Source organism: Vicinamibacterales bacterium (genome assembly GCA_041659285.1).
Lineage (GTDB): Bacteria > Acidobacteriota > Vicinamibacteria > Vicinamibacterales > UBA2999 > 12-FULL-67-14b.
Genome location: JBAZYO010000007.1, coordinates 53215 through 75568, shown reverse-complemented (window position 1 = coordinate 75568; position 22354 = coordinate 53215). Strand labels below are relative to the sequence as shown.

Genomic DNA, 22354 nt, shown 5'->3' with positions numbered 1-22354 from the left:
AGGCAGGCACCTCCTTGTGAAGCAAGGCCGGTGCCATCTCATCTGCCCAGAGGAGCGTAATGCGACCGTCGCGCGAAGGGGTCAGCGCGCGTCGCTGTTACAGGACAGGCGGCGCGAAAGTGTCGCGCCGCCCGCCACACTCTTGTCACAACCGCCGCCCGTATAATCAGAGCGCATCATGCGAAACAGAATCCTCGGCGTGTTGGTGGCGACGGCAATGGCGGGCTCGGCCACGATCGTCAGCGGGTGGGGCGGGCAGGGGCACCGCCTCGTTGGCCTCGTGGCGGCCAACCACCTGACGCCGGTGGCGAAGCAGAACGTGGCGTGGCTGCTCGACGGCCAGAGTCTGGCCGACGTCTCCAGTTGGGCCGATTTCCAAACGACCGATCACGTGCAGACGTCGTACTGGCACTACCTGAACATCCCGCCAGACGCCGCCGGCTACGACCGCGATCGCGATTGCCCGCGGCAGCCCGGCACGGCGGCGGGCGCCCGTGCCGACAAGTGGCGCGACTGCGTCGTCGATCGCATTGCCTATTTCGAACAGCGCACCGCTGACCTGTCGCTCGATCGCGCCGACCGCGCCACCGCGCTGAAGTTCCTGGTGCACTTCATCGGTGACCTGCACCAGCCGTTTCACGCGCTCGGGGTCGGCCGCGGCGGCAACGACGTGCACGTCCGCGTGTTCGGCGAGTCCAACTGCGGTCCCGCGGCTCCGCTCGGCACCGCCCCGGCGAGGCCGCCGCTCCCGTGCAACCTGCATTCGGTCTGGGACAGCCGCCTGATCGCCCGCCGCGCGCTGGACGACGGCGCCTACGGGGCGGTGCTCGAGAAGCTGATCGCGCAGAACCGGTGGGCGGTGCAGGCGCCGGGCACGCCGGCGCAGTGGGCGGAGCAATCGTGGGCGCTCGGCAAGGCGGCGCTGGTCAAGCCCGACACCAACATCGACGAGGAGTACTACCGGAAACAGATTCCGGTGGTGGATGAACGGCTGGCGTTGGGAGGGGTGCGGCTGGCGGCGGTGCTCAACCGCGTCTTCGTCGCTTCGCCGCGCTAGGTAATGGGGCCTGGCACGGTTACATCGATTTCGTGGCAGTTTCTGCGAACATCGCAAGAACTGCTTCGAGTTCGATGTAACCGTGCCAGGCCCGGTCTTAGCGGAGAGCCGCGGCGCGGCCCTTGAGGGTTTCGGCGAGGGCCTTCAGACGCATTGCGTCGCGGCCGGTGGCCGTCTTCGCGTCCCCTTCGACCTGTGCCGCCACCGCATCGAGCGCCTCGAGCGACGCCTTGGCGTTGCCCTCTTTACCCGTGCGCAACTGGTCAACCTTCGACAGGCCGCTCAGCACGGCACTCGAACGCTCGGCCGAGATGCCCTTGTTGCGGTTCAACTGATCCAGGTAGGCCCTGGCGACCGCAGACGAGGCCGGCCACGCCACCTTGGGCTGGTTCTGCGAGTTGAACTCCTGCAGACGGAACTGCATGGCCGCGTCGATCTCGTTCTGCGACAGGTGCTCGCTGGGCTTCAGGCGGAACACGTCGATGCCGCGCGCGATCTCGGAGCCGTAGATGTTGCCGTTGTACCAGTACGACGACCAGTAGCCGCCCGACACCATGCCGGCGCCGTTGATCGGACCGCGGTCGAAGTAGGCAATCTCCTTGGCCTTCTCAGAGTCGGTGAAGTCGAACACCGAGACGCCGCCCTGGTACCACGACTGCACCATGATGTCGCGGCCGGGGACGGGGATCAGCGAGCCGTTGTGGGCCACGCAGTTTTCCTGTTCGGTCTGCGCCGCCGGCATCTTGTAGTAGCCCTTGAACACCAGCTTGTTGTCGACGATGTCGTAGATGGCGTCGGCGCCCCAGGTCAGGGGATCGACCGCGCGGCAGCGCGGACGGCCGCCGCCGCCCCACTCGTCGGTGAACACCACCTTGGTGCCGTCGTTGTTGAACGTCGCCGAGTGCCAGTAGGCGAAGCCCTTGTCGGCGACGAAGTCGAGTCGCTTCGGGTTGCGCGGGTCCTTGATGTCCATCAGGATGCCGTTGCCCGAGCAGGCGCCGGCCGCGAGGCCGATCTCCGAATACACGGTGATGTCGTGGCACTGGTTGGTGGTGCTGGTGCGCTGCGTGTTGGGGCCGTGATCGCCACCCGCCCACAGGCCGGCGATGTTGTTGTCGCTGGCGAACAGGCGCGGCTGGTTGACGATGCGCGACTTCTCGGGCGTCGCGATCGGCACTTCGATCACGTCGATGCTGAACAGCGACGTGTTCTGATCCTCTTTCGCATCCTTGCCGGAGCAGCCCTCGAGTTCCTCACCCGAGCGCACGCCGCCCGTGCCCGACGCGTACAAGAAGATGTGGCCCTTGTCTTTCGGATCGGGAACCAGCGTGTGCGTGTGCGAGCCGCGGCACGTCTGCACGGCCGCGACCTGCTTCGGCTTCTGCAGGTCGGTGATGTCGAAGATGCGGACGCCGCGGAAGCGTTCCTTGCTCACCGTTTCGGTCACGCCCTGCAGGCCGCAGTCGAGGCGGCCGCGCGTCTGTTCCACCGACATGAACAGCAGGTTGCCCCAGATCGACACGTCGCCCTGGCCGCCTGGGCAGACCACCGAGGCGATCAGTTGCGGCTTGTTGGCGCGCTCGATGTTGTAGGTGTTGAAGCCGTGGTAGTTGCCGACCACGACGTGGTTGCCGCTGAACGCGAGGTCCGAGTTGGTGAACCCGAGCGCGTTGGGGTTGGGCGGCGTCCGCGGTGCGCCGGCGGCCGGCGGCGCGGCCGGCGGCGTGCCGAGCGGCTGCGTCGCGTCGTAGAAGCCTTCGGGCTTCGGCAGGTTCGCCGTCAGCTCCATGTTCCACGCGGCCTCGGCGGCCTTTGAGCCGACGGCGCCTGGCTTCAAGTTGGCGCGCGGATCAGTGGTCGACGGCCGCGGCAGGTCGGCGGGCGGCACCGGCTCCGGCTGCTGCGGTGGCCGGGCGGGTGCCGCGGCGGGTGGCTGCGCTGGTGCGGCCGGCTGTTGCGCCTGCCCGGCGGCGATGGACGAGATGACGATTGCCCCGGCCACAACCAATTTCACTGTTCTCATATCAACCTCGAAAGCTCCGCCTGAAGGCGGAGGCTACATTACCGAAGCCGCGCTGCGCGGCCCTTCAACGTGTCGGACAAGGCTTGCAAACGAATGGCGTCGCGGCCCTTGGCGGCCTTGGCATCCGCGGCGACCTGGGCGGCCACGGCATCCAGGCCGTCGAGCGCGGCGGCGGCGGAGCGTTCCTTGCCGGTGCGCAGTTCGTCCACCTTGGCGAGACCATCACTCACGGCCTTGGCGCGTTCCGCCGAGATGCTCTTCGAGCGGTTCAGTTGATCGAGATACGCGCGGGCCACCACCGAGGTGGGTTCGAACTTCACCAGCGGCTGGTTCTGCGCGTTGAACTCGGTCGCGCGCCATTGCACGGCGGCGTCGATCTCGTTCTGCGAGAGGGACTGGGTCGGCAGCAGCTTGAAGATGTCCATGCCGCGCGCGATTTCGGAGCCGTAGAGGCTGCCGTTGTACCAGTAGGTGGACCAGTAACCGCCGACGATCAGGTTCTTGGCGTCGAGCGGGCCGCGGTCGAAGTAGGCAATCTCCACCGGGTTGGCCGAATCGGTGAAGTCGAACACCGAGACGCCGCCCTGGTACCAGCCCTGCACCATGATGTCGCGGCCGGGCACCGGGATCAGCGAGCCGTTGTGCGCGACGCAGTTTTCCGTCTCGGTCTGCGCCGCCGGCATCTTGTAGTAGCCGGCGAACTTCAGCTTCCTGTCGGCGATGTCGAAAATGGCGTTGGCGCCCCAGTTGGGGAGGTCGGTGGCGCGGCAACGGGGCCGCGTGCCGCCGCCCCATTCATCGGTGAAGATGACCTTGGTGCCGTCGTTGTTGAAGGTGGCCGAGTGCCAGTAGGCGAAGTTCTTGTCGCTGGCGGAATCGAGCCGCTTCGGGTTGGCCGGATCCGAGATGTCGAGCAGGATGCCGTTGCCCGAGCAGGCGCCGGCGGCCAGGCCCACTTCCGGGAACACCGTGATGTCGTGGCACTGGTTGGTGGTGCTGGTGCGCTGCGTGCCGGGGCCGTGGTCGCCGCCCGCGAACAAGCCGGCGATGGCGCCGCTCTTCTCGTCCGCGAAAATGCGCGGGCGGTTGACGACGCGCGACTTCTCGGGGGCGCCGAGCGGCACTTCGATCACGTCGATGCTGAAGAGCGCCGTGTTGGGGTTGTCCTTGGGATCGCCGCCGGAGCAGTCCTGCAGCTCCTCACCCGAGCGCACGCCGCCGGTGCCGGAGCCGTAGACATACAGCGTCTGCTTGTCTTTCGGCACCAGCGTGTGGGTGTGCGAGCCACGGCAGGTCTGCACCGCGGCGACCTGCCTCGGCTTGCTGATGTCGGTGATGTCGAAGATGCGGACGCCGCGGAAGCGTTCCTTGCTCACCGGCTCCGCCACGCCCTGCACGCCACAGTCGATGCGGCCGCGGGTCTGCTCGACCGACATGAACAGCAGGTTGCCGTAAATCGAGACGTCGCCCTGCCCGCCGGGGCAGACCACGGAGGCCAGCAGCCGCGGGCTCTTCACGCTCTCGATGTCGTAGGCGTTGAAGCCGTGGAAGTTGCCGATCACCATGCGCTGGCCGCTGAAGGCGATGTCGGAGTTGGCGAAGTCGAGCGCGCCGGGGCCCTGGGGCGGGCGCGGCGCGGCAGGGGCGCCGGGCGCGGCGGCCGGCGGGGCCGGCGGCGGCGCCGGTGCCGGGGCGCCGGCTGGCCGCTCGGGCGGCATCGCTTCACCCGCGGGGTTCTTCGGGTCGTAGAAGCCGTCGGGCCGCGGGCGCGTCGCGACCAGCTCCATGCCGCGGGCCGCGACACCGGCGTCGCGGAGCCCGGGCTTCAAGCCGGTGCGCGGATCGTTCGGATCCATCGGCTTCTGCTGGGCGTTTCCAGCGGCGACGAGTGAGCAGACGACCGCGGAGAGCGCGAGGACTTGCGTGGCAACCGATTTCATTTCTGCAGCTCCTTGAGCATTGCGCCCATCCGGTCAATTTCCATGCGCTGGTCGGAATCCACATCCGAGGCGAACGCGAAGATCTCGCCGTCCTGGCCGGCGCCCGGCGTCTTGAACAGCTCGTCCACCATGGTGATGGCGCCCATGTGGTGCTTGATCATGCCGAGCAGGAAGAGGCGGTCGAACTCGACGCCCTTGGCGTTGCCCAGGGCGGTCATTTCTTCCGGGGTCAGCATGCCCGGCATCATGCCGCCGGGTTCGTGGTGCGAGTGCGGGCCGGGAATGGCCTGGCCGCGGACCTCGAGCCACTTGCGCATCATGTTCATCTCGTCAGCCTGCGAGATATCGATGCGCTGACCGAGCATCTTCATGTACTGGTTCTGGGTGCGCGACGGAATCAGCGCGACCATCTCCACCGCCTGCGCATGGTGGCCGATCATGCCCTGCATGAACCTGCTGTCGGCGGGCGTGAACCGGACCTTCGACAGGTCGGTGGCCTGGGCGGTGCTGATGGTGCGCGTTTCCTGCCCCGGCGCGCCGGGCTGCAGAATCTGGGTGGTGGGCGCGGAACCGGTAGAGGCCGTACGGCAGGCGGCTGCCGCGGCCAGGGTAGACAGGACTAAGACAAGACGGGAAAAAGGGGTGTGAGACACCCGACAAGAATACTCAAAATTATCGTCTCCCGGGCGATTGGGACGGCATCGGGGACGAATAGGCGCCGGTCGTCTCGTCCACCTGGAAACTCCAGTCCACATTGTCCGATTCGACGAGGAAATCGTAGGTCCTGGGGCCTTCGTCGTAATCGGCGGTACCGGTGCCCACGCCCTTGTGATCAGCGACCAATTGCAGGGGTCGGCCGCTAATGGCGCTGCGCATGGTCAGCTTGAAGGTGCCGGTGCCGGCCGGGGCCTCGTTGGTGGTTTCCCAGCGGATGTGGAAGCGCCCGGTCTCGCTCGGGATGTCGCCGACGGTGGCGGTGCCGTGCCCCTGCCACGACCCGGCCTGCCGCGTCACCGAGACGATGTCTTGCGGTGTGGTGGGCCTGGGCGAGCAGGAGGCGAGGCACAGGGCCAAGATGAAGGCGGCGGAGCGACGGGGCACCGGTCTACTTTACTTGGCCCTCGTCGAGGGTGCTTAGGGTGCCTGAGGTGCCTTGGGTGCCAAAGGGGTTGGTGCCGCGTACCGGTGGAGGCAAACCCATTCGGTTTCCTAAATGTAGGGCCGCCCTTTATGGGCGGCCGGCCTGACGGGTGATGGGTCAATGTGGCGTCCGGCTTCTCGACGCGCCGACGTGTCCACCGTAGCCTCGGCGAAGGTGGAAGCCTTGGCGAAGGCGGTCAGCCGGACCATGTGCCGCACGCGCCGCTTGCCATCAGCTTCCGCGCTCGCTCCACACGGCTGTCAACTCGCAGCTCGGTCTGCCTGACGCCCCAACGCTCGCTGCGAGGTTGTCTGCCAAAGACCTGACCGTCGGGGCGCTGTTGATGCCCCTGTTCTCATAAATCGCGGTCGCCCCTCCTCCCGCCGGGTTGCGCTCGCGCTCCAGCTGACGGCAAGCGGCGCGTCGCGGTGCGTCCGGCTTCAGCGAGATGGTGCCAATGTGGTAGGCGCATCTAGCCCGAGGATGTGCGCCCGTCGCGCCGCTTCACGCGCAGTCCATCGCAGTTGAGAATATTTTCCGGGGATGCCCGTCTACTAAATACAGAAGCCTTTGGTAGTTCCCTGCCCGGTTGCGCACGCGCTTCCACCTCCCCAAGGCTCTGGCGGACAGGTCTGCAGCGGCGGCGGTCGTCGCGCCGTGGAGGCGGGTCTGACGGGGCGCTAAGGCCGGACCCGATGAAGCGGTTACCTTTCCGGGCGCGCAGCGAGGGGCGTTCGAGCGCGGAGCTACAGGCGAGTGATACCGCCCGCACGATCTGCAACTCACGAGCGAGTCTGGGCCGATTTCGGACCGACTCCTTAGCTGCGCGTCTGGCGGCTAAGGAGTGGCGATATTAGGCTGACGGGCTCGCGGCATAGATACGGTTGGCTTCTGGAGTAGAGTTCGAGCATATGGCTACAGACCTGCCGTACTTGATGTCGCCCAAAAGGTTTCCAGAGCTTCTTTCAAAGTTGCAGACGGCTGCGGTTCCCGAAAGGGTGACATTCGAGTTCCTGAAGAAGCTCGGGTTCACGAGTTCGAATGACCGTGCCTTTCCGACGCTGCTGAAGCGCCTCGGGTTCCTCGATCCGAACGGGCAGCCCACGGACCGCTATCGTGCATACCGCCAGAAGACCCACGCCAAGCGGGTGCTCGCAGAGGGGATCAGAGAAGTCTATGCCGATCTGCTTGCACTTCACACCGACGCCCACACTCAGGACCGCGAGGCTGTCAAGGGGCTCGTCAGCCGCGTCACGGGCCGTGAGCAACGATACGTTGACTTGATTACCACGACGTTCGAGATGCTCTGCGAGAACGCCGACTTCACGACCGAGACCGAGCAGGCGAAGGCATCGGTGCATAAGCCTGAGACCGAAAAGCGAGACGACAAGAAACACGAGGAAAAGAAGCCCGAGAAGAGTTCCCACGAACCCGGCGACAAAGCCGCGCGGCCCATCGCCTTCAGCTACAACATCCAGATTCACCTGCCAGCCACGACCGAAATCGCCGTTTACAACGCCATCTTCAAGAGCCTTAAAGAGCATTTGGGAGACTGATCGTGGCATGGCTCACAGATCTGCAGAACGGTGTATTTAAGACGATGCTCCTCGATGACTCATTGACTCGTTTGGAGCAGTCGGGAATATCCGTGCGTGGCCCATCGAGCGGTCAAGCACTCGCCGAAGTGAAGGTCGCGGACTTCAGTCCGCCAATTCGGCACAAGGCGCTTCAGATGCAGCATGTGTACGTCTCGTTCTTTTGCCTTGAGAACGCCGTGCGCGAGCTGATCATTCAGCGCCTTGCTGAGCATCACGGCGCGGACTGGTGGAATCTCAAAGTTCCGGCAAAGATCCGCGAGGCCGTCGCGAAATTGCGGGACAAGGAAGCGAAGGCGAAGTACCACGCCCAAAGATCGGAAGCGGACATCGGGTATACCACGTTCGGGCAGCTGTCGCAGATGATCATTGCGAACTGGGACGACTTCTCTGACCTGTTTCCTGACCAGGCGTGGATCAACGCCCGCTTCACCGACCTGGAGATGTCGAGGAATATCATCATGCACACGAACGTTCTGCCGTCGATCGAAATTGAGCGCATCGACTCAATTGTTCGCGACTGGCTCAGGCAGGTCGGATGAGTCACCGATCCGGCTTGCAGAAGCCTAACCAAACGAATGGAGCCGGCGCGCGCGGGCTCCAGGTGCGCGCGACTCATTCGTAGTCGTTATGCGGACGCGAGTCAAGGAGATCAATGACGTCTCTGAAATACGCAAAGCCCGAGCGCTTGTGGCTGAAAGACCACCCGGAACTCGACGAGCGATGGCTTCAGGCCCGCATTGGTGAGGACCCCTCACTTCTCGGCCTTGGGGACATCGTTCTCAAGGACAAGGAGCGGCCTCAGCCGCGGGCCGGGCGTCTCGATTTACTGTTTCAGGATTCTGAGACGACTAAGAGGTACGAGGTAGAGATCCAGCTTGGCAAAAGCGACGAGGCACACATCATTCGCACGATTGAGTACTGGGATATCGAGCGCAAACGCTACCCACAGTACGACCATACAGCTGTAATCGTCGCGGAGGACATCACGAGCCGCTTCTTGAATGTCATCAGTCTCTTCAATGGGTCTATCCCACTGGTGGCGATTCAGTTGAATGCGTTTCGCCTTGGCGATTCCGTCTCGTTGGTCTGCTCCAAGGTGCTGGACGAAATGCGCCTGGGACTTGTCGATGAGGACGAAGAGGTTCAGGCGACGGCCGACCGTTCCTACTGGGAAGCGCGGGCGAGTAAGCAGACTTTGGCGATGGCCGACGAATTGCTCGAGGTGGTTCGGGCGTTCGATCGCGACCTGGAACTCAAGTACAACAAGTTCTACATAGGTCTTGCCAAGGGCGGTCACCCGAACAACTTCGTCATTTTTCGCCCTAAGAAGGACTGGCTGCTTGTCGAGGTTCGGCTCGACCGCTCGGATGAGACGCAGGCGCAGTTGGATGGTTCTGGTCTCGACGTCATGGACTACGATTCTCGATGGGGACGCTATAGGATCCGTCTGGCCAAAAGCGACACCACGAAGCACAGGGATTTCCTAGCGGCGTTCATGGCGAAGGCTCACGCGAGCACCGCATGACCACCGGTTGCAGCGGACGGCGCCTAGCGCCGCCGCTGAACCGGAGCGTTCAGCGACGAACCAAATGCTCAGCCGATTGAAGCAGATCGCCATGTATGACTGGGCGGGCAATTCGGTCGAAACTTGGACCGCATCTGCTCATTCACTGTTTGCCGCAGCCGGAGTGCTTCGCCGCGCTCGCGACATTGCTAGCGCCGTGCCTCTCAACATTGACGACCCCGTTCCGGATGATGCACTCACTCACCCTGCAGAGATAATGCTGAGAGGCTATGCCGTCGAGTGCCTGCTTAAGGGTCTTTGGGTGAAGCGTGGTAACCGGCTCGCGTTGTCTGGCATCCTGCAAAAGATTCTTGGCGTCGGCAGCCACAATCTGGTTCAACTCGCTGACAAACTAGCGTGCAAATGCACTCCTGCGGAGAGGGACGTACTCAAACGGCTATCTCTGTTCATGACGTCGGCTGGGCGTTACCCGATCCCGACTGACTGGACTCAAACGAAGATTCAAAGGACTCTCGGTGGGGGCAAGGGCCCACCGGCCTACTGGCAGTCGCCAAGCGATGACGATGCTTGTGCTTCAATAGTCGCGCGTGTCGAGGCCGAGTTAAATAAGTAGCTGGCGCCTAACCGGCGCCTGGAGCTGGCGGCGTTGAGCAACCCGGCGCCGTTGGGGCATCTTGCCGCCGCAGCTCAGGCGCGGTACGTTACGCCGACGCGATTCGATAGCTTCGAGGACCAGGGCGGAGCATGAGCCGGCACACGAACCGGAATAGGGCGGAATGGGGGCAGCGATGCGAAGATTGGCAATTGCATTCACGATCATCTCGTTGTCGATTTCGGCGTCGGCCTATGCGCAACAATGCCTTCACGGCCCAAACGAAGCCGCGGAGCAGACGGTGCGCCGGCGTGAGGCGCTCACGGCGACGCGGACCATCAATAACCTCCAGTTCAACCAACCGAACTCTCGAGCGAGGGTCTTCTTCAGTCATGCGCAGCTCGCAGACTCGCCCTGGGCCGCAAGCATGCGCGCGAATCCGAACGAGTTCTCGAAGCGCGTCTCGTTCAGCCCGGATGCCGACATCCTGCCGGGGTGGAAGCTGACGCTTGACGTGACGCCGGACGGCTATTGGTTCGCGATCAAGGACACGACCGACCCGTGCGGGTTTGCGTACATCAGCAACCACTCCGGACTGATTTACACCGCCGAACCGATCCGCTGAACGCGGCGGCCGCTTGCCGTCAGCTTCCACGCAAGCGCAACCCGGCGGGAGGAGGGGCGACCGCGCGCTCGTGCGGAGTGGCATGTCCCGGCGTGAGCGTTCGACTGAGCCGACGCGGGTTACTGGCAGACAAATCGACCGGAGGCTACGCAGGCGCAGCCTGGCACTACATGCTTCGCTCTGCGCTTAATGCGCCGGAGGGAGATTTGACCGGCGAAGGAGAGCGAACGCCGGGACATGCCGCTTCGCGCGAGCGCCGAGCCCATGGTCCGGCTAAAGCCGGACACCACATTGCGCGGTCCGGCTAAAGCCGGACGCCACATTAATGCCGGATGCTACTTTGAGGACGCCGCGCTCCATTCGGGTGGGTTCTGGCCGAGCAGGTGGCGGACGAAGAAGTCGAAGCGCTTGCGCTCGCCGTAGTCGGCGTACTCACCACCGCGGCCGGCGTTGTGTTCGGCGCCCGGAACCATCAGGTAGTCGAAATTCTTGTTGGCCTTGAGCAGCGCGCTCACCACCTGCAGGGTGGACGAGGGATCGACGTTGGTATCGAGCTCGCCGACGATCAGCAGGAGCTTGCCCTGCAGCCGCCACGCGTGATCGACGTTTGACGAGGCGGAGTACTGCGGGCCGATCGGCCATCCCATCCACTGCTCGTTCCACCAGATCTTGTCCATGCGGTTGTCATGGCAGCCCGCGTACGACACCGCCACCTTGTAGAAGTCGGGATGGAACAGCAACGCGCCCATCGCGTTCTGGCCGCCCGCGGAGCCGCCGTAGATGCCGACGCGCGTGATGTCGTACCACGGATTCTTCGCCGCGTAGGCCCGGTGCCAGAGGATGCGATCGGGGAACCCCGCGTCCTTGATGTTCTGCCACGCCACGTCCTGGAACGCCTTCGACCGGTTCGACGTGCCCATGCCGTCCATCTGCACGACGATGAAGCCGAGCTCGGCCTGCGCCTGCATGGGCGTGAACGCCGAAAACGTCTTCGGCGTGTGCGTGCCGTGCGGGCCGGCGTAGATGTACTCGATCACCGGATACTTCTTCGACGGATCGAACCGCGTCGGCTTCCACACCAATCCCCAGATGTCGGTGGCGCCGTCGCGGCCCTTGGCCACGGACACCTCCGGCGCGCGCCAGCCGGCCTTGGTCAACCCGCTGATGTCGCCCCTTTCGATTTCGATGGGGAGGGGGCTGAAGCCCCCTCCCTCCGAACGTCGCAGTTCCAATACGCTCGCCATGTCCACTCGCGAGTAGTGATCCACGAACATCGTCATGTCCGACGAGAACTCGACGACGTGATTGGCGTCGGTGGCGGTGAGGGGCGTGAGGCCGGTGCCATCGAGGTTGATGCGGTAGTAGTGCTGGAAGTAGGGATCCTGGCCGGCCGTCATGCCGCCGGCGCTGAACCAGAGCTGGCGCTTCTCTTCATCCACCTTTAGCACGTGCCGCACCGGCCACGCGCCCTTCGTGATTTGGGTGTTCACCGCGCCGGTGGCGCCGTCGACCAGGTAGAGATGGTTCCAGCCGTCGCGCTCCGACATCCACACCACTTCCTTGCCGTCGTTCAGATCGTAGCGGAAGCGCTTGCCGGCCTGCAGCGTCGCGGCGGAGCGGTTGTAGTAGAAGAAGGTCTTCGGCTCCTCGGCAATCACGGCGCGGGCGGCGCCGGTTTGCGCATCGACCTCGATCACGCGATAGACCTGGTGCCCGCGCTGGTTGTATTCGAAGGTGAACCCGCGGCTGTCTTTGCGCCACACCAGGTCCGACATGTCGAACGGATTCGGGAACAACCGCGAATCGACGATCACCTGCTTCTGGCTCCGCACCTCGAACAGCACTGGATGCTCGAGGTCGAGCTGATCACCGGGCTTGGCGTACTGGACAGCCCAGTGCTCCGGCTGCAACTGGTCTTCCGGAGACGACGACACGTAATGGACGAGGCGCCGATAGCCGGGCCGCACGCGGTAGGCGGCGAGCTTGCTGGAGTCGGGCGACCACACGATCGAGGCGCCGTCGTAATAGTTGCCCTCCGAGCCGTCGGTGCTGAGCGCCGTGCGCTTGTCGCCCCTCGACCTTGCTCGGGACGACCCTGAGCTTGTCGAAGGGTCGCCGCCGAACGGGCGGATGGCGAGGTTGTAGTTGTCGATGAACGCCATCCACTTGCCATCGGGCGACAGGCGCGGCCGCGGCGTGGCCGCCGAAATGTCGCCGCGCACCGGACCATTGATGCCGCGGCGAATCTCACCGGGCGGCGGCAGCTCCGGCGTGCGGCAGGCATAGTCGGCGAGCACGCACGTCCAGCGGGCGCCGTCGATGGTCATGTCGATGGCGCTCAGCGCGTCGTTGAAGGTGAACGACTGGAAGGGCAGCTTGTGCGCGGTGTAGGCCTTCGACGCCGCCTTCGACAGCGACTCCGCCAGGCGGGCGTGGTCGAACGACGGCTGCTTCTGTCTGATGTCGGCATCCACGGTGACGAACTCGTAGCCGTCGGTGAGGGAACGTCGATAGTAGAAACGATGGGTGGTGCCAATCCACGTGGCCGGCTCGGGGACGTGGACGGCCAGTGCTTCGTATTGGGTCTGCAGCGCCTGCGCGCGCTCGTAGTCCGTGCGCGTGACCTGTGCTGCCGCAGATGACGCAGAGATCATCACCAGGGCCGCAGATGACACAGATAACACAGATAACTTCTTCAATACATCCATAAGCCACGCTCCACGAATCATCGGGATCTTAGCTGAAATGTGATATTCAATCGGCCTCCTATATGACCCGGTGCGCAGTGTCGCTGGTGGCGATTGTCGTGTTGCTGTGGCGTCCGGCGAATGCCCTGGGTCCGCCTGAAGGCGGACACTACATTGCGCTCGGACCGGCAGCCGGGATTGATCTTGAACCGGCGGCCAAGGCGGCGGCCGGGCTGCCGCGGTTGCGCAGCCTGCTGGTCAGTCATCGCGGCGAGCTCGTGCTCGAGCGCTACTTCGGCGGCGCGCGGGCGGCGCAGCCGGTGAACATCAAGTCGGCGTCCAAGAGCGTGATCTCGGCGCTGGTCGGCATGGCGGTGTCGCGCGGGCTGATCAAGAACGTCCGGCAGCCGATCGCCGACTACTTTCCGGAACTGACGAAAGATCGCGACGCGCTGAAGCGCGCCATCACCATCGAGGATCTGCTGACGATGAGGTCGGGCCTGCCGTCCACGAGCGGACGCGACTACGGCGCGTGGGTGCAGAGCCCGAACTGGGTGCGCTACGTGCTGTCGCGCCCGCTGGCGGAGCCACCCGGCACGCGCGTGGAGTACAGCACCGGCAGCTCGCACTTGCTGTCGGCGATCCTGACCAAGGCCACGAAGACCAGCACGTGGCAGTTCGCGCAGGAAGCGCTGGCCAGGCCGCTGGGGTTTTCGCTGGCGCGTTGGACGCAGGACCCGCAGGGCGTGTTCTTCGGCGGCAACGAGATGCTGATGACGTCGCGGCAGATGGTGCGCTTCGGGGAGCTTTACCTGAACGACGGCCGGATCGGCGATCGACAACTTCTGCCGAAGAGCTGGATCGCGGAGACGCGGGTGCCGCGTGGCCGTTCACGCTGGGGGAGCGACCGCGAGTACGGCTACGGCTTCTGGATTCGCGAGCTCGCCGGGCACGAGGCCTACTACGCGTGGGGCTACGGCGGGCAGTTCGTCTTCATCATCCCCGACATGCAGCTGGTGGTCGTGACGACGTCACGGTCGGATGTGAGCCGTGAGCGCCGCGACCACCTTGGCGCGATTTACGACCTCGTGGAGCGGTCGGTCATTCCGGCGATTGCCGCCGCGGGCTCGCGGCCATCTCTGCCGTAGCCGTGTGGGCACGATCGGCGGCATCGATTGTGCAGAGATCAGCTTTATGCCACCGAAGCACCCAGCGACCAAGACCGCGCCGTTCAAACTGGAGCAGTATCTCGAGGCCAACGGGCTCCCCCGGCGGGTCATGCGGGCCGCGCGCGGTTCGGTGGTGTTTGCCCAGGGGGCCAGTGCCAGCGACGTCTTCTACATTCAGGACGGCGGCGTCAAGCTGTCGGTGCTGTCAACGGTGGGCAAAGAAGCGGTGGTCGCCATGCTCGGCCCCGGAGACTTCTTCGGTGAGGGCTGCCTGGCGGCTCAGCCCTTGAGGATGGGCAGCGCCACCGCGGTCGTGGCCACGACGCTGGTTCGCATCCCGAAGCGCGAGATGATGCGGACGCTGCACGAGCAGGCGGCGTTTTCGGATCGGTTCATCGCGCACATGCTGGGACGCAACATCCGCATCGAGGAAGACCTGGTCGATCAGCTGTTCAACTCGAGCGAGAAGCGCCTGGCCCGGACACTGCTGTTGCTGGCGCGCTACGGCAACGACGACGCCCCGATTCGGGTATTGCCGAGGCTGTCGCAGGAGACGCTCGCGGAAATGGTGGGCACGACGCGGTCGCGCGTGAACTTCTTCATGAACAAGTTCCGCAAGCTGGGGTTCATCGAATACAACGGCACCATCAAGGTCAACAGGTCGCTGTTGAGCATCGTGCTTCACGACTAGGCACCAAGTGCCAAGGCAGCACGATGCCAATACTTGGCACTGTGCTACCTAGTTCCGTGAGGTGAGCGAAGGCTGGTGCGCCCAGTAGGACTTGAACCTGCAACCTTTGGCTTCGGAGGCCAACGCTCTATCCAGTTGAGCTATGGGCGCGCGACACAGCATCATATCAGCTTCGCCGCGCGTTCCGCGCACCCGGCCTGGCCGAGGGCGGGCGGGCGGCCCCCGCTCGGCTAGGCGAGGTACTGCTTCGCCAGGTTGATCAGCCGGTTGGTCGAGCTGTCGTGGCCGGCGGCGGTGGCCGGCGACACGAGATCGGCGGCCACCGTGGTGGCCAGCTGCTTCCCGAGCTCGACGCCCCACTGGTCGAACGAGTTGATGTTCCAGATCGCGCCCATCGTGAACACCTTGTGTTCGTACATCGCCAGCAGCATGCCGATGGCGCGCGGGCCCAGCTTGCGATAGAGAATCGTCGTTGACGGGCGGTTGCCCGGGAACACCTTGTGCGGCAGCAGCCGCTCGAGCGCCGCGCCCGACAACCCCTGCGCGACGAGCTCGTCGCGCACTTCCCCTTCGGTCTTGCCCCGCATCAACGCCTCGGTCTGGGCCAGGCAGTTGGCGAGCAGCAGCCGGTGATGATCGCCGGTCTGGTCATGCGACTGGATGCCGGCGAGGAAGTCGCACGGCACCAGGCGCGTGCCCTGGTGCAACAACTGGAAGAACGCGTGCTGCCCGTTGGTGCCCGGCTCGCCCCAGACGATGGGCGCCGTGGGGGTGGTGACGGGGTGGCCGTCGCGGTCGACGCGCTTGCCGTTGCTCTCCATGTCGAGCTGCTGCAGGAATGCCGGGAGCCGGCTCAAGTACTGCTCGTACGGCAACACCGCGTGGCTCTCGGCGCCGAGCACGCTTGCGTACCAGACGCCCAACAGGCCGAGCACCATCGGCACGTTGCGCTCGATCGGGGTGGTCCGGAAGTGCTCGTCCATCTCGTGAGCGCCGTCCAGCACCTGCTCGAAGTGGCCGTAGCCGGTCGCGAGCGCGATCGGGAGGCCGATCGACGACCACAGCGAGTAGCGGCCGCCCACCCAGTTCCAGAACACGAACATGTTCTCGGCGGCGATGCCGAACTTGCCGACTTCGGCCGCGTTGGTCGAGATGGCCACGAAGTGCCGGGCGATGGCGGCTTCGTCCTGGGCGCGGGCCAGGCACCAGGCGCGCGCCGATCGCGCGTTGGTCATGGTCTCCTGCGTGGTGAACGTCTTCGACGCCACGGTGAAGAGCGTCGTCGCCGGGTGCAGGCGCCGCAGGGTTTCCGAGAGGTGCGTGCCGTCCACGTTCGAGACGAAGTGCACCCGCGGGCCTTCGCGGGCGTAGGGCGCCAGGGCCTGGGTCACCATCGCCGGCCCGAGGTCCGACCCGCCAATGCCGATGTTGACGACGTCGGTGATGCGCAAGCCGGAGTAGCCGAGCCACGCGCCGCCGCGCACGGCCTCGGTGAAGCGGCGGATGTGCTCCAGTGCGGCGCGCACGTCCGGCATCACGTCGTGGCCATCCACGAACATCGGGCGCGAGGAGCGGTTGCGCAGCGCGACGTGCAGGACCGCGCGGTTCTCGGTGGTGTTGACGGCGTCGCCGGCGAACATCCGGTCGCGCAGCGCCTCGACGCCGGTCTTGCGCGCCAGTTCGACCAGCGCCGCCATCGAGTCGTCGGTGATGAGGTTCTTCGAGAAGTCGACGTGGAGGTGCTCGCCGACGTGGAGGGAGAAGCGCTCGGCGCGGCCGGGGTCGGTCGCGAACAGGTCGCGCAGGTGCTGGCGCGGCGCGAACACGGCGAGGGCGCGCAGGCCCGGTGCCGGCGCCTCGGACGCCGGCTCAGGCTGGTCCCACGCGCGGAAGCCGCCCTCGAACGCCTTGTCGTTGTGGCCGCGATGGATGCGCGGCGGCAGCTCGGTGAACAGCCGGGCGTTGCCGCCCCCGAGCACGACGTACTCGGCGGCCACGGCGGCGCGCAGCAGCTCCGCGCCCTCGAGCACGGCGGCCCGCCAACGCTCTTCACCCAGCGCGTCCAGCCCTCGCTTGCCGAGCAGGTCCTCGAACGTCTGGTCCTTGAACGGCAGGTGGGCCAGTTCCAGCGCGACGACCGTCCCTTCATCCACCAGCGCGGTACCGAGCCCGGAGCCCAGCCCGAGGAAGAGCATGCGCCCGCCCTCGTCGCTGCCCAGGGCCTGCATCGCGGCGTCGTTCATCACCTTGACCGGCACGCCGAACGCGGCCGCCCAGTCGAATCCGACCCAACCCTGGCCGAGGTTCCAGGGCTCTGCGACGACGGCGCCGCGGATGACGGGGCTGGGGACGCCGATGGTGATGGCGTCGAACGCCCAGTCGGCAATCAGCGGCAACGCGCCGTCCACGACCTGCCGCGGCGTGAACCCATCGCCCGAGTCGAACTTGCGCGTCTCGGTGCTGCCGGTGTGCATGAGTTTGACGTGGCTGCCGCCGACGTCGATGACCAAGACCTGCATGAATGCTCCAGCATATATGCACCGGTCGTGGCTTGGGACCAAGCCCCACTCCTCGGGTATCCTTATCTGCATGTCTTTGCTCGACTCGCTCAAGCGCGTGACCACCGTCGTCGCCGACACCGGCGACATCGAAGCGATGCGGCAGTTCCGCCCCCAGGACGCCACCACCAACCCGTCGCTGCTGCTGAAGGCGGCGCAGCAACCGGCCTATCGGCCGCTGGTTGAAGCGGCGCTGGCCGACGCGGATCGCCTGGGCCTGGCCGGCGGCAAGCGGACCGAGGCGTTCATGGATCGCCTGGCGGTGAACTTCGGCCGCGAGATCCTGAAAATCGTCCCGGGCCGGGTCTCGACCGAGGTCGATGCGCGCCTGAGTTTTGACGCCGCGGCGACGGTGGCGAAGGCGCGGGAGCTGATTGGCCTCTACCAGGAGGCGGGCATCGACCGTGAACGTGTCCTGATCAAGGTGGGGAGCACGTGGGAGGGCATTCGCGCCGCCGCCGAGCTCGAGCGCGAAGGCATCCACTGCAACCTGACGCTGCTGTTCAGCTTTGCGCAGGCGGTGGCGTGCGCCGAGGCGGGCGTCACGCTGATCTCGCCGTTCGTCGGCCGCATTTACGACTACTACCGCAAGGAGCGCGGCGCCGAGATTCCCGCCGACGAGGATCCCGGCGTCTCGTCGGTCACCCGCATTTATCACTACTACAAGAAGTACGGGTATCGGACCCAGGTGATGGGCGCCAGCTTCCGCAAGGTCGATCAGATCGTGCACCTGGCCGGCTGCGACCTGCTCACCATCAGCCCGGATCTGCTCGAGGTACTGCAGCAGGCCGATGGCGCGATCACGCCGCGGCTGACGCCCGAGGCCGCGCGATCCTCGGCCGAGGAGAAGATCACGCTTGACGAGAAGACCTACCGCTGGCTCCACAACCAGGACGCGATGGCGGTGGAGAAGTTGTCGGACGGCATCCGCCGGTTCTACGAGGACGGGCGCAAGTTGGAGCAATGGGCGGCCAAGGCCCTGGCCACGGCGTAATCGACCTGCCGCAAGGGTCGCCCCTTCGCGGCTTGCCGGCCACCGCGCCGGTGCTCGTGGTGTTGCTGCGCTCGTTTGGCTGCACCTTCTGCCGCGAGGCGATGGCCGACGTCGCCGCCGTCAAACCCCAGCTCGATGCGGCGGGCGTCCGCGTGGCGTTCATTCACGGCGCCCCTCCGGACGAAGCGGCACCCTGGTTCGCGAGATACGGCCTGGCCGACGTGGTTCACGTCAGCGATCCCGGGCTCGAACACTATCGCGCGTTCGGGCTGGGCCGAACCGGGGCCGCGGCCCTGGTGGATCCGGTGGTGTGGGCGCGCGGTGCGGTGTGCGCCCTGTCGCACGGGTTCGGCACCCAGCCGGCCGAACTGATGCGTCAATTGCCGGGCGTCTTTGTTGTGCAGGGGCGTGCCATCCTGGCCGAGTATCGACACCAGTCCCCGGCCGATCGACCCGACTACGTTCGCCTGGTTCGGAGCGGCGTGGCGGGCGTTACAATGTCTTCACCCTAATTCTGTCGATCGGAACCGTCGCCGCCGCGCGGTGTTCGCGTTGAGGCGTCTGATTTCGCAGCTGCCTGAGGAGGCGCCCATGGTGAACCGCTCTTGCGCTGTATCGCTCGCCCTGGCCCTGGTCACGGTCCTCATCATCTCGGGAACGGCATTCGCTCAAACACGGTCGACCAGCGCGGACCTCAGTGGCGTGGTCTACGACCAATCGCAGGCGGTGCTGCCGGGCGTCACGGTGACCGTGACCAATGCCGACACGGGGCTCGTCCGCACGGCCGTCACGTCCGGCGACGGCCGCTTCGCGGTGCTGGCGCTGCCGCCCGGGATCTACCGCCTTCGCGCCGAGCTCCAGGGGTTCTCGCCGCAGGCGCGTGAGGGCGTTCAGTTGGCGCTCGGCTCCGCCGTTGACGTCGAGTTCACGCTGACCGTCTCGGGTGCGCAGGAGCAGGTTACCGTGGTTGCGGAAGCGCCGCTGGTCGACACCCAGAAGACGGCCGTCGCCACCGTCGTGTCGCAACAGCAGATCGAAAGCCTGCCGATCAACGGCCGCAACTTCATCTCGTTTTCGGTCATCACGCCGGGCGTGACGACCGATCGCACGCCGCAGCAGGGCGCCTCGGCGACCTCCGGCCTGACCTTCGCGGGCCAGCGCGCGCGCTCGAACAACATCACGGTGGACGGCGTCGACAACAACGACGCCGCGGTCGGCGCCGTGCGCGCGACCTTCAGTCAGGAGGCGGTCCGCGAATTTCAGGTCCTCACCAATTCCTACTCGGCTGAATTCGGCAAGGCGTCGGGCGGCGTCGTCAACATCGTGACCAAGAGCGGCACCAACCGGCTGGCGGGCAACCTGTTTGGGTATTTTCGCGACGAGGCGCTCAACGCGAAAGAGCACTTCGAGAAGTTCGATTCCGCCGCCAATGCGATCGATCGCGACAAGGCGTCGTACGGCCAGAAGCAGTTTGGTTTCACCCTCGGCGGACCGGTCAGGCGGGACAAGAGCTTCTACTTCCTGTCGTTCGAACGGCTCGACGTTGACACCAACAACTTCGTCACCATTGACGATCGCAACGTGGTGATGCTGGGCCCGACCGCTCTCGGCACGCCGAAGCAGATTCTCGAGCGTGCCGGGTTTGTCGTTGAGACGGGGAACGTCCCCTACACGGTCAAGGGCAATCAGTTCCTGGCCAAGGTCGATCAGCAGCTGACCCAGGACCAGAACCTGGCGGTGCGCTTCAACTACGCGGACGCGTTCAATGAGAACATCGAGGCCTGGGGCGGTCAGACGGCACGCAGCCGCGGCGCCTCGCTCGACAGCACGGACTACATGGCGGCCGCGTCGCACACCAAAGTGAGCGGCATGCGGTTCGTCAACGAGTTGCGGGTGCAGTACGCGAAGCGCGATCAGAACGTCAACTCGCTCGACCCGCGATGCCTGGGCCCGTGCACCGCCAACGATCAGGGCGGCCCGACGCTCGAGGTCACCGGGTTTGCCAGCGTCGGCCGTCAGCGCTTCACGCCGCAGCCGCGGCACAGCCGGCGCGCACAGATCATCGATACCGCCAGCTATTATGTGGGCGACCATCAGTTCAAGGCTGGCCTTGACTTCAGCTCGATCGACAACCGGGACGAAGCCCTGCCGCTGCACTTTGGTGGCCGCTACATCTTCGCCGCGGCGCTGCCGGGCGCCCTGTTCGGCCTGCCGTTTCCCGTCATCAACGCGATTCAAGCGGTCGCGCTGGGCCTGCCGGCGGCCTACGTGCAGGGCTACGGCAATCCGGTCAACAGCTACAAGGTGAGCGATCTCTCGCTGTTCGCGCAGGACGACTGGCGCCTGACGTCGAACTTCACGCTGAAGCTCGGGCTCCGCTACCAAAGACAGTTCTGGCCCGGTTTCACCTACACGGTTCGCGGCATCGATGCGTATGCGTTCCCATCCGACAACAACAACGTGGCGCCGCGCCTGTCGTTCGCCTGGGATCCGATCGGCGACAGGAAGACGTCGGTGCACGGCGCCTATGGGATCTTCTTCGACAATCACATGACGGCGCTGGCCGGGATCACCAACCTGGTCAACGGCGATACCAACGTCCGCACGCTGGTCGCGCAACTGCCCAACCCGCTGCCGATTGGGGCCTGGAACGCACCGGGCCGGCGACTCCCGGAAGCGGCCGTGGGCACGTATCCAAGCCTGGAAATCTCCATCGATCCGGGACTCAAGACACCCTACGCGCATCACGGCTCGGTCGGGATCGATCGCGAGCTGGCGGGCCAGCTCGCCCTCTCGGCGAACTTCGTCTACGCGCGCGGCCTCGAGCAGGTCGGGACCATCGACTACAACCCCATCGTTCCCGCGCTCGGCGCCGGCCGTCGTCCCGAGGACGTCAACGGCGTCCCTGGCACCTCGGCCTCGATTCTGCAATACACGTCGTTTGGCGAGACCTGGTACCGCGCGCTGACCGTGTCGGCCAGCAAGCGGTTCAGCCGTCGCCATCAGTTCCTGGCCAGCTACACGCTGTCGACGGCCGAGGACAACTCGACCGATTACCAGAGCGCGTTCGTGCCCGAGAACAACGGCCGGGGCCGAAACCGGGAGGACCTGCTCGGCGTGCCCGTCGGGTTCAACCCGGACCTGGAGCGCGGGCCCTCGACGCAGGACCAACGGCACCGTTTCGTCCTGAGCGGCCTCGTCGTCGCGCCGGGCGACGTGCAGCTGTCGTCGATCGTGACCGTGGCGTCGGGACGGCCGTACAACATCCTGGCGGGCGCCGATCTCAACGGCGACGGCAACGGCGGCGCGTTCCCGCCCGATCGCGCCCGGACGGCGCCGGCCGACGCCGCCTCCAGCGTCGGACGGAACCGCGGGACCATGCCGAATCAGGCCACCGTGGATCTGCGCGTGAGCCGGCGCTTTCGCCTGGCGGGCAGAGCGAGCGTGGATGGGATCTTCGAGGTGTTCAATCTGCTCAACCGGACGAACTACACGGAGATCAACAACATCTTCGGCACCGGGGCGTATCCAGGCACGCCGCTCCAGACGTTCGGCCAATTCACGCAGGCGGCGTCGCCGCTGCAGGTGCAACTCGCCCTCAAGGTGAGTTTTTAGCCGGTAGGTGGCGCGGCGGCGTGGCGTGTGCCCTTTCGCACGCTTCGAGCAGACCGCCCGGTCCGGCGGGGCGGTATCATGGCAGTGCTCGATTGTTCGAAAGCGTCGACACGGGGACATATCGTCCCCTTGATTAGGG

The 22354-nt window shown here is 65.6% G+C and carries 17 protein-coding genes and 1 tRNA gene; 11 read left to right on the top strand and 7 right to left on the bottom strand.

What is annotated here, in order from left to right:
• Positions 1-178 precede the first annotated feature (178 nt).
• On the top strand, positions 179-1057 hold the full coding sequence (locus WC815_12955) for a S1/P1 nuclease (protein ID MFA5909680.1): 879 nt from the start codon (positions 179-181) through the stop codon (positions 1055-1057).
• 97 nt (positions 1058-1154) lie between these two features.
• Here the strand turns inward: WC815_12955 and WC815_12950 are convergent, their stop codons facing one another.
• The 4 genes from WC815_12950 to WC815_12935 are packed head-to-tail and all read right to left on the bottom strand — an operon-like array spanning position 1155 to position 6121.
• Positions 1155-3080: a hypothetical protein gene (locus tag WC815_12950; protein ID MFA5909679.1), complete on the bottom strand. Its 1926-nt coding sequence runs from the start codon at positions 3078-3080 to the stop codon at positions 1155-1157.
• Positions 3081-3118: 38 nt separating this feature from the next.
• Complete coding sequence (locus WC815_12945) at positions 3119-5020, bottom strand: hypothetical protein (protein MFA5909678.1); 1902 nt, start codon at positions 5018-5020, stop codon at positions 3119-3121.
• Positions 5017-5673, bottom strand: coding sequence for a DUF305 domain-containing protein (locus WC815_12940; protein ID MFA5909677.1), 657 nt, complete (start codon positions 5671-5673; stop codon positions 5017-5019). The genes WC815_12945 and WC815_12940 overlap by 4 nt, the downstream gene beginning before the upstream one ends.
• A 19-nt stretch (positions 5674-5692) precedes the next feature.
• Positions 5693-6121 (bottom strand): hypothetical protein, encoded by a 429-nt coding sequence (locus WC815_12935; protein MFA5909676.1) that lies wholly within the window; start codon positions 6119-6121, stop codon positions 5693-5695.
• 951 nt (positions 6122-7072) lie between these two features.
• Between WC815_12935 and WC815_12930 the strand changes: the two genes are divergently transcribed.
• The 5 genes from WC815_12930 (at position 7073) to WC815_12910 (ending at position 10501) form a co-directional block, all read left to right on the top strand.
• A complete protein-coding gene (locus tag WC815_12930; protein MFA5909675.1) occupies positions 7073-7717 on the top strand; it encodes a DUF5343 domain-containing protein in 645 nt (214 codons plus the stop codon).
• A gap of 2 nt (positions 7718-7719) precedes the next feature.
• On the top strand, positions 7720-8298 hold the full coding sequence (locus WC815_12925; protein MFA5909674.1) for a Swt1 family HEPN domain-containing protein: 579 nt from the start codon (positions 7720-7722) through the stop codon (positions 8296-8298).
• Between the two features lie 113 nt (positions 8299-8411).
• Complete coding sequence (locus tag WC815_12920; protein ID MFA5909673.1) at positions 8412-9284, top strand: hypothetical protein; 873 nt, start codon at positions 8412-8414, stop codon at positions 9282-9284.
• 76 nt (positions 9285-9360) lie between these two features.
• A complete protein-coding gene (locus WC815_12915) occupies positions 9361-9897 on the top strand; it encodes a hypothetical protein (protein MFA5909672.1) in 537 nt (178 codons plus the stop codon).
• 184 nt (positions 9898-10081) lie between these two features.
• Complete coding sequence (locus WC815_12910; GenBank protein MFA5909671.1) at positions 10082-10501, top strand: hypothetical protein; 420 nt, start codon at positions 10082-10084, stop codon at positions 10499-10501.
• A gap of 335 nt (positions 10502-10836) precedes the next feature.
• Here WC815_12910 and WC815_12905 read toward each other — a convergent pair whose 3' ends face one another.
• A complete protein-coding gene (locus WC815_12905; GenBank protein ID MFA5909670.1) occupies positions 10837-13185 on the bottom strand; it encodes a DPP IV N-terminal domain-containing protein in 2349 nt (782 codons plus the stop codon).
• Between the two features lie 86 nt (positions 13186-13271).
• Between WC815_12905 and WC815_12900 the strand changes: the two genes are divergently transcribed.
• Together WC815_12900 and WC815_12895 are read left to right on the top strand one after the other, a co-directional pair.
• Positions 13272-14336: a serine hydrolase gene (locus WC815_12900; protein ID MFA5909669.1), complete on the top strand. Its 1065-nt coding sequence runs from the start codon at positions 13272-13274 to the stop codon at positions 14334-14336.
• A 46-nt stretch (positions 14337-14382) separates the two neighbouring features.
• Positions 14383-15048 (top strand): Crp/Fnr family transcriptional regulator, encoded by a 666-nt coding sequence (locus WC815_12895; GenBank protein ID MFA5909668.1) that lies wholly within the window; start codon positions 14383-14385, stop codon positions 15046-15048.
• A gap of 73 nt (positions 15049-15121) precedes the next feature.
• Here the strand turns inward: WC815_12895 and WC815_12890 are convergent.
• Positions 15122-15198 (bottom strand) — tRNA-Arg (locus tag WC815_12890).
• Between the two features lie 80 nt (positions 15199-15278).
• On the bottom strand, positions 15279-17567 hold the full coding sequence (pgi, locus tag WC815_12885) for a glucose-6-phosphate isomerase (GenBank protein MFA5909667.1): 2289 nt from the start codon (positions 17565-17567) through the stop codon (positions 15279-15281).
• A 70-nt stretch (positions 17568-17637) separates the two neighbouring features.
• On the opposite strand from pgi, the gene tal reads away from it, so the two are divergent.
• From tal to WC815_12870, 3 genes are all read left to right on the top strand, one after another.
• A complete protein-coding gene (gene tal, locus WC815_12880; protein MFA5909666.1) occupies positions 17638-18600 on the top strand; it encodes a transaldolase in 963 nt (320 codons plus the stop codon).
• On the top strand, positions 18570-19112 hold the full coding sequence (locus tag WC815_12875) for a SelL-related redox protein (GenBank protein ID MFA5909665.1): 543 nt from the start codon (positions 18570-18572) through the stop codon (positions 19110-19112). The genes tal and WC815_12875 overlap by 31 nt, the downstream gene beginning before the upstream one ends.
• A gap of 79 nt (positions 19113-19191) precedes the next feature.
• Positions 19192-22215 carry a carboxypeptidase regulatory-like domain-containing protein gene (locus WC815_12870; GenBank protein ID MFA5909664.1) on the top strand — a complete coding sequence of 1008 codons (3024 nt, stop codon included), beginning with the start codon at positions 19192-19194 and terminating at the stop codon, positions 22213-22215.
• Positions 22216-22354: the final 139 nt, after the last annotated feature.